This is a genomic window from Pseudomonas sp., assembly GCF_049590575.1.
Classification (GTDB): domain Bacteria; phylum Pseudomonadota; class Gammaproteobacteria; order Pseudomonadales; family Pseudomonadaceae; genus Aquipseudomonas.
Window position 1 is genome coordinate 21874 of sequence record NZ_JBAWDE010000147.1, and the last position, 6110, is coordinate 27983.

Sequence of the window (6110 nt, forward strand, 5' to 3'; positions counted from 1 at the left end):
TTGAGCATGAGTAAACGTATCGTTGTGACGGGCATGGGCGCCCTGACGCCGCTGGGCGCTGATGTCGAATCAACCTGGCAGCGCCTGTTGAACGGGCAGTCGGGGATTCGCCGCCTGCCCGAAGAATTGATCGGCGACCTGGCCGTCAGCATCGGCGGCCAGGTGCAAAGCGTCCTGCAGGACCCTGACGCCGGGTTTGATCCCGACCGTCTGCTGGCGGCCAAGGAACAGCGCAAGATGGACCGGTTTATCCTGTTTGCCCTGGCGGCGGCGGATGAAGCCCTCAAGCAAGCCGGATGGGCGCCAGACACCGCCGAAGCGCAGGAACGCACCGCTACCATCATCGCCTCGGGTGTCGGCGGTTTCCCGGCGATTGCCGATGCGGTGCGCACCACCGACAGCAAGGGCCCGCGGCGCCTGTCGCCGTTCACGATTCCGTCGTTCCTGAGCAACATGGCCGCCGGGCATGTGTCGATCAACTACGGTTTGAAAGGCCCGCTGGGCGCGCCGGTGACCGCCTGTGCGGCGGGCGTGCAGGCGATTGGTGACGCAGCGCGCATGATCCGCGCCGGCGAAGTCGATGTGGCGGTGTGCGGCGGTGCCGAAGCGGCGATCCACCGTGTCAGCCTGGCCGGCTTTGCGGCGGCGCGGGCCTTGTCCAGTGACTTCAATGACCGCCCGGCGCTGGCTTCGCGGCCTTTCGACCAGGTGCGCGACGGGTTCGTCATGGGCGAAGGCGCCGGCATCCTGGTCATCGAAGAACTGCAACACGCGCTGGCCCGCGGTGCACAGCCGATTGCCGAGCTGGTGGGCTATGGCACCAGCGCCGACGCCTACCACATGACGGCCGGCCCGGAAGACGGTGACGGCGCGCGCCGTGCAATGCAGCAGGCGTTGCGCCAGGCGGGTATCGAGGCATCCGCGGTGCAGTACCTGAATGCCCACGCCACCTCGACCCCGGTAGGTGACAAAGGCGAACTGGCAGCGATCAGAACCGTGTTTGGTGCCAGCGGCAGCCCGGCCATCAGCTCGACCAAGTCCGCCACCGGCCATTTGCTGGGCGCAGCCGGCGGCATCGAAGCGATTTTTACCGTGCTTGCCCTGCGCGACCAGGTCGCCCCGGTGACGCTGAACCTGGACAACCCCGACGCCCTCGCCGACGGCCTGGACCTGCTGCGTGGCGAGGCACGGCACATGCCGATTGAATACGCGCTGTCCAATGGCTTCGGCTTTGGCGGCGTGAATGCCAGCGTGCTGTTCCGCCGCTGGCAGTGACCTGCGGTTTGCCCCTGCGGTAGTTTTCGGGGACCATGTGCGCCTTCTGTCAGAGCCAACAAGAGGCGCCCATGGCCAACCACGACCTGTCCTACACTCCTGATCCGGATGCCGAATCGATTTCTTCCGACGTCATCGGCTTCAACGGCATTCTGTTCTCCACGCAGATCCCGACCCACGCCGACGGCAGCCTGGAACTGGGCGACATCACCGCGCAAAGCGAATGCACCCTGCAGGCCCTCAAGGTCGCCCTGGAAAAGGCCGGCAGCTCCATGGACCGGGTCATGCACCTGACCATTTATCTGACCGATATGGCCGACCGCGCCGCGTTCAACGAGGTCTACAAACGCTTCTTCGCCAAGCCCTGGCCCGTGCGCGCGGCCGTTGGCGTTGCCGCATTGGCGGTAGAAGGCATGCGTGTGGAAGTCACCGCGATGGCCGCTCAAGCCTGAACGGGTGCCGGTCAGGCAATTCACGGCTACAATGCGCGCCTCAACCGTGACAAGCCTGACTAAAAAAACTATGTCCTTGCCCAAGCATCACCTGGAATTGCTCAGCCCCGCCCGCGATGTCGCCATCGCGCGCGAGGCCATCCTGCATGGCGCCGACGCCATCTACATTGGCGGCCCGAGCTTCGGCGCGCGCCACAACGCGTGCAACGACGTGAGCGATATCGCTCAATTGGTCGAATTCGCCCGTCGTTACCACGCCCGCGTGTTCACCACCATCAACACCATCTTGCATGACAACGAGCTGGAACCGGCGCGCAAGCTGATCCATCAGCTCTACGATGCCGGTGTCGACGCGCTGATCGTGCAAGACCTGGGCGTGATGGAGCTGGATATTCCGCCCATCGAGCTGCACGCCAGCACCCAGACCGATATCCGCACCCTGGGCCGCGCGAAGTTTCTCGACCAGGCCGGTTTTTCGCAATTGGTGTTGGCCCGTGAGCTGAACCTGCAGGAAATCCGCGCGATTGCCGACGAGACCGATGCCGCCATCGAGTTTTTCATCCACGGCGCCCTGTGCGTAGCGTTCTCCGGGCAGTGCAACATCTCCCACGCGCAGAACGGCCGCAGCGCCAACCGTGGCGACTGCTCCCAGGCGTGCCGCCTGCCGTACACCTTGAAAGACGACCAGGGCCGCGTCGTGGCCTTTGAAAAACACCTGCTGTCGATGAAAGACAACAACCAGAGCGCCAACATCCGCGCGCTGGTCGAAGCCGGCGTGCGCTCGTTCAAGATCGAAGGCCGTTACAAGGACATGGGCTATGTGAAGAACATCACCGCCTATTACCGCCAGCGCCTCGACGCAGTCCTCGAAGACCGCCCCGACCTGGCACGCGCGTCCAGCGGCCGTACCGCGCATTTCTTCCTGCCCGACCCGGAAAAAACCTTCCACCGTGGCAGCACCGACTACTTCGTCACTGACCGCAAGATCGACATCGGCGCCTTTGACACCCCGACCTTTACCGGCCTGCCGGTGGGCGTGGTGGAAAAAGCCGGCAAGCGCGACCTGCAAGTGGTCACCCATGAACCGCTGTCCAACGGCGATGGCCTCAATGTGCTGATCAAGCGCGAAGTCGTGGGTTTTCGCGCGAACATCGCCGAAGCCAAAGGCGAGTTCGAGGAAGATGGCCAGAAGCGCTACCGCTACCGCGTCGAGCCGAATGAAATGCCGGCCGGCCTGCATCAGTTGCGTCCGAACCATCCGCTGAACCGCAACCTGGACCATAACTGGCAACAGGCGCTGCTCAAGACCTCGGCTGAACGCCGTATCGGCCTGGCATGGGTCGCACGCCTGCGCGAAGCGCAGCTGGAAGTCACCGCGACCAGCGAAGAAGGCATCAGCGCCAGCGTCACCCTGCCCGGCCCCTTCGGCGTGGCCAACAAGCCGGAACAGGCGCTGGACACCCTGCGCGACCTGCTTGGCCAGCTCGGTACCACCGAGTACCACGCCACGCAGATCGAGCTGGACGCGCCGCAGGCGTTCTTCATCCCCAACTCGCAGCTCAAGGCATTGCGCCGCGAAGTGATCGAAGCCCTGACCGCTGCGCGTGTGGCCGCTCACCCACGCGGCGGGCGCAAGGCCGAGACCACCCCGCCGCCGGTGTACCCGGAAGCGCACCTGTCGTTCCTGGCCAACGTCTACAACCAGAAAGCCCGCGACTTCTACCACCGTCACGGGGTGAAGCTGATCGACGCCGCCTTCGAAGCCCATGAAGAAACCGGCGAAGTGCCGGTGATGATCACCAAGCACTGCCTGCGCTTCTCGTTCAACCTGTGCCCTAAACAGGCCAAGGGTGTCACGGGCGTGAAGACCAAGGTCGCGCCGATGCAACTGATCCATGGCGATGAAGTGCTGACCCTGAAGTTCGACTGCAAACCGTGCGAGATGCACGTGGTGGGCAAGATCAAGGGGCATATCCTGGGTTTGCCGCAGCCAGGCAGTGGAGTGGGTCATTTCAACCCGGAAAATATCATTTTCCAGGGCACGCACTGACCCTTCTGAAGCGGGGCCACCACCAGCCCCGCTGCAACCCCGCCGCCGCCAGCAGAATCGCGGCGACGCCCAGCCATTGCAGCCACCCCAGGCGATGCCCGAAGGCGATCCAATCCACCAGGATCGCCGCAATCGGGTAGATAAACGACAGTGCGCCGGTAATCGCCGTCGGCAGTTTCTGAATCGCCCCGTACAGCAACACATACATCAGCCCGGTGTGCACCACGCCCAGCGTGACCAGTGCCGTCCACGCCGTGGTCGAAACCGGCAGGCTGTTCCAGGGCACCAGCGGTGCGAGCAACACCGCGCCGGTGGTCACCTGGATCAGCGCCATCAAGTGCGGCGGCACGTCTTTCAAGCGCTTGATGATCAGCGCCGCAATCGCATACAGGAAGGCGGCGCCCAGCGCCAACGCGATGCCTGCCAGGTAATCGTCGCCGGTCTGTTGATCGCCATGGGCGGTGACAATCGCCAACATCCCGAGGAACGCCACACTCAGCCACGCCAGTTTCTGCACGGTGATTTTTTCACCCAGCAACAGCGCTGCCAGCATGACCAATATGAACGGCTGCACGTTGTACACCGCCGTGCTGATGGCGATGGAAGCGCGCGAATACGATTCGAACAGCAGCAGCCAGTTGCCGACAATCGCCACGCCACTGAGCATCGCCAGAACGAGCTTGGCCCACGTCAGCAGCGTCAGCCGCAGGTAGCCCAACAGCGCGCACACCAGCAGCAAGGTCAGCGCGCCGATCACGCAGCGCCAGAACACCACTTCGATCACCGACACGCCCGACACCAGCACAAACCAGCCGATGGTGCCCGAAATCAGCATGGCGGCGACCATTTCCCACGAACCGCGACGGATAGATGTGTCCACGATGAAGGCTCCTCAAATGAGGCTCAAGTATGGCAATCTGCTGGTCGGCGACTCCAGTGGCTAAAAAAGGCAAAAACCCTCAATTACCTTTTCTTATTAGGCAGGCAGCATGATTGACACCATCGACCAGCAACTGATCGCCGCCTTGATGGACGACTCGCGGCTGTCGCTCAAGGCATTGGCGGGCATTACCGGGCTGTCCTCGCCCAGCGTCGGCGAGCGTTTGCGCCGGCTGGAAGAACGTGGCGTGCTCACCCACTACACCGTCGATATCGACCCCAGGCACTTCGGCTACCTGCTGCAGGCGATCGTGCGTATCCGTCCGTTGCCGGGAAAGCTGCAGGAGGTAGAGCGCCAGATCCAGGCGATCCCCGAATTCACCGAGTGCGACAAAGTTACCGGCGAAGACTGCTTCATCGCCCGCCTGCACGTGCGCACCATGGACCAGTTGGACACCCTGCTCGACCGGCTCAATGCCTACGCGGAAACCAACACCGCCATCGTCAAGAAAACCCCGGTGAAACGGCGTTTGCCGCCACTGGCGGATACCTCCCTCGACAGTGTGCTGCGCCAGCTGGCCAGTCAAACCGACTGACCCTGGCGAGCAGGTTTGTTGTGTCAAGCAGTCTCCTTGTGGCAAGCAGGCTTGGTGTGGCGAGCAGGCTTGCCCTGCGTTGGGGCGCGAAGCGGCCCCAAACCAGTCACCGCCGACTTCCAGAAACACCGCGTTGCCTGGACAAGGGGCTGCTTCGCAGCCCAACGCAGGGCAAGCCTGCTCGCCACAAATGCTCTGCCACAGGTGGGCTTGTGACACATAGGGACATGGATATCCGCGCAGGCAATCCACTTTCGCTGCTAGCGTGAAAGCATCTAATCCAGCAAGGAGCAACGGATTGCCTCGTCAGCCAAACTCCCACCTGTTACGTCGTGGCCGCTATTCAGAGTCAGGCCGCGCTTATCTGGTCACCGCCGTCGTGCATCAACGTTTTTCACTGTTCCGCGACTTTCGCTTGGGCCGGTTGCTGGTTGCCGAATTCAAGCGCGCCCATGATGCCGGCCTGGTCGACTCGCTGGCGTGGGTGATCATGCCGGATCATTTTCATTGGTTATTCGAGCTCAACGACACGACGCTGGCAGACGTCATACGGCGGACCAAATCACGCAGCGCCCTAAGCGTTAACCAGGTCCGTGGCAGCAGAGAAAGGTTCTGGCAGCGCGGCTACCACGACCGCGCGGTTCGGGCCGATGAAGACCTGCGAAAGATGGCGCGCTATATCATTGCCAACCCACTGCGCGCGGGGTTGGTGGAGCACATTGGCGATTACCCACTTTGGGATGCTGCCTGGCTGTGAACCTGTGGCAATGCCGGCTTGTTGTGAAAAGCAGGCTCCTTGTGCCAAGCAGGTTTGGTGTGGCGAGCAGGCTTGCCCTGCGTTGGGGCGCGAAGCGGCCC

Annotated in this window: 6 protein-coding genes; 5 read left to right on the forward strand and 1 reads right to left on the reverse strand. The window is 63.0% G+C overall.

The window, feature by feature from the left end:
* Positions 1–6 precede the first annotated feature (6 nt).
* The 3 genes from fabF (at position 7) to WBR57_RS11290 (ending at position 3777) form a co-directional block, all read left to right on the forward strand.
* Positions 7–1275, forward strand: a complete 1269-nt coding sequence (fabF, locus tag WBR57_RS11280; protein WP_424083896.1) for a beta-ketoacyl-ACP synthase II — start codon at positions 7–9, stop codon at positions 1273–1275.
* A gap of 71 nt (positions 1276–1346) precedes the next feature.
* Positions 1347–1727, forward strand: coding sequence for a RidA family protein (locus WBR57_RS11285; RefSeq protein ID WP_424083897.1), 381 nt, complete (start codon positions 1347–1349; stop codon positions 1725–1727).
* 70 nt (positions 1728–1797) lie between these two features.
* A complete protein-coding gene (locus tag WBR57_RS11290) occupies positions 1798–3777 on the forward strand; it encodes a peptidase U32 family protein (RefSeq protein ID WP_424083898.1) in 1980 nt (659 codons plus the stop codon).
* Here the strand turns inward: WBR57_RS11290 and WBR57_RS11295 are convergent.
* Entirely contained in the window at positions 3755–4657 is a 903-nt protein-coding gene (locus WBR57_RS11295) for a DMT family transporter (protein ID WP_424083899.1), read from the reverse strand. The two genes, WBR57_RS11290 and WBR57_RS11295, sit on opposite strands and share 23 nt — an antisense overlap.
* 109 nt (positions 4658–4766) lie before the next feature.
* Here WBR57_RS11295 and WBR57_RS11300 point away from each other — a divergent pair, with 109 nt between their 5' ends.
* Together WBR57_RS11300 and WBR57_RS11305 are read left to right on the forward strand one after the other, a co-directional pair.
* A complete protein-coding gene (locus WBR57_RS11300; protein ID WP_424083900.1) occupies positions 4767–5252 on the forward strand; it encodes an Lrp/AsnC family transcriptional regulator in 486 nt (161 codons plus the stop codon).
* 298 nt (positions 5253–5550) lie between these two features.
* Positions 5551–6009 (forward strand): REP-associated tyrosine transposase, encoded by a 459-nt coding sequence (locus WBR57_RS11305; protein WP_424083901.1) that lies wholly within the window; start codon positions 5551–5553, stop codon positions 6007–6009.
* Positions 6010–6110: the final 101 nt, after the last annotated feature.

What these genes read in the sequence shown, in the direction of transcription:
- fabF (WP_424083896.1), top strand. Translation starts at nt 7, where the DNA reads ATGAGTAAACGTATCGTTGTGACGGGCATGGGCGCCCTGACGCCGCTG.
- WBR57_RS11285 (WP_424083897.1), top strand. Translation starts at nt 1,347, where the DNA reads ATGGCCAACCACGACCTGTCCTACACTCCTGATCCGGATGCCGAATCG.
- WBR57_RS11290 (WP_424083898.1), top strand. Translation starts at nt 1,798, where the DNA reads ATGTCCTTGCCCAAGCATCACCTGGAATTGCTCAGCCCCGCCCGCGAT.
- WBR57_RS11300 (WP_424083900.1), top strand. Translation starts at nt 4,767, where the DNA reads ATGATTGACACCATCGACCAGCAACTGATCGCCGCCTTGATGGACGAC.